Origin of the sequence: Frankia sp. AgKG'84/4 (assembly GCF_023242965.2) — a bacterium.
Classification (GTDB): Bacteria; Actinomycetota; Actinomycetes; order Frankiales; family Frankiaceae; genus Frankia.
Window position 1 is genome coordinate 1 of record NZ_JALKFU020001039.1, and the last position, 1,694, is coordinate 1,694.

The 1,694-nt window shown below is 70.0% G+C and carries 2 protein-coding genes; one reads left to right on the forward strand and one right to left on the reverse strand.

What is annotated here, in order from left to right:
• Window positions 1–269, reverse strand: a 269-nt coding sequence (locus MXD58_RS27095; RefSeq protein ID WP_250610731.1) for a hypothetical protein, incomplete at its 3' end; no start/stop codon positions are given.
• 684 nt (window positions 270–953) lie between these two features.
• Between MXD58_RS27095 and MXD58_RS27100 the strand changes: the two genes are divergently transcribed.
• Window positions 954–1,694, forward strand: a 741-nt coding sequence (locus tag MXD58_RS27100; RefSeq protein ID WP_250610733.1) for a dolichyl-phosphate beta-glucosyltransferase, incomplete at its 3' end; no start/stop codon positions are given.

Here is a 1,694-nt window from a genome sequence, read left to right on the forward strand (position 1 = left end):
GGTGGGGTCACGGGCGCTTCGTCGGCTGCCCCGGCGGCTCGTCCGGCCGCGGCGGGCGGTGGGAGGCGCTGGCCGCGTCGCAGGACGAGGGTCCGGTCGGCCTCGGCGAGATCCGCTTCGGTCGGCCGGTCGACGTCCCGGGCGCGCATCGCGCTGACGGAGGGCAACCGGGTCGGCCCGGCGCCGACCAGGCCTCGTAACTGGGCGTCACTGTCGCCGGCGGGGCGGGGGCGCTGGCGTGGGCGTGCCGGTCGGTCGGTGCGCGTCATGTGGCCCCCGATCATCACCTGGAGGTGCCGGCCCGCTGAACTCGACTCTGTGATCATAGATTGTCCCAGCGATCCGCGCCGCCGCGATGCACACACATTGGTGACGCAGTGCAGCCCATTGGTGTGGTGGCGTCTTTCTACGTAATGTGGCCGCTGCCGGCGGCGTTCGGATTCCCGCCGGGCTCCGCGGGCCGACGGCGGGTGCGGACGAGGCGCGCCAGGCATTGATCCCACCCGCGGATCTCCTGCGGACCAGGCTGATCCGAAAGTCGCGCCCGTCGGTGATCCGGACTCGTTCGGAATTTTTCTTGTTGTTCTTTTATTGATGGACTGTAGACATCTGGTGATTTGTCGGATGACTGACCGTCGCGCCGCGTGGGCGGGTCGGCAAAATGATCGCCGAAGGGCCATGGCCAGGTCCGCGGGACCCACCGAGACGGATGCGGGCGGGTGTACGTATGCTGGGCGCCGCCGGCGGATCCGCCGAAAACCCAACGCATGGCCCATAGGTGGCCGTCCGGCACGGCGGGGAGTGAAGGTCATCGGGCAGACTTTGGTCGACATACATTGACACCCGCCTTCAATCGCCTGAAACTGCATGCGTCTCGACCGGCTGTCACCATTCGCTACGCCCTGGCCGGCGTCTAGTCACCGGTTCCGCCGTCGAAGCCTAGGAGTTGACTCTTGGACAGCGTGCCTGTGAGCGTCGTCATCCCTGCCTACAACGAGGCGATGCGCCTGCCTGGTTCGCTGCCTTCGTTGGTGTCGGTCATGCGGGGGATTCCCGGCGCCGAAGTGATCGTCGTTGATGACGGCAGTACCGACGGCACCTGCGCGGTCGCCGAGGAGCACCTCGCCGAGTTGCCCGGCGGTCGCGTTCTGCGGCTGCCGTGGAACTCCGGCAAGGGTGCCGCGGTGCGCGCCGGGGTGTCCGTCTCACGCGGTGCGTCGATCGTCTTCGTCGACGCCGACGGCGCCTCGGACGCCAGGGATCTCCCGCTGCTGCTGGCCGCGCTCGAGCACGCCGAGATCGCGCTCGGTTCACGCCGCATCGGCGGCGGGGCGGTGCGCACCAACGGTCGGCGGGTGGGCAGCTGGGCCTTCAACCAGATCACCCGGTCGCTGGCGAGCCTCGACGTCGCCGACACCCAGTGCGGGTTCAAGGCGTTCCGCGGCCCGGAGGCGAAGCTGCTGTTCAGCCTGGCCCGCTCGACCGGATTCGGATTCGACGTCGAGGTGCTGTCGATCGCGCGCTCGATCGGCTACCGCATCGCCGAGGTCCCGGTCCGCTGGGCGGAGATCCCCGGTGGCACGTTCCGGGTCGCCCGGCATACCCCCGCGATGATCGTCGACGTGGTCCGGGCGCGCCGCTACCTCAGCCGCTCCGCGCCCGGCCCGGTCGTCGGCCGCGGCCCGGTCGCGCCC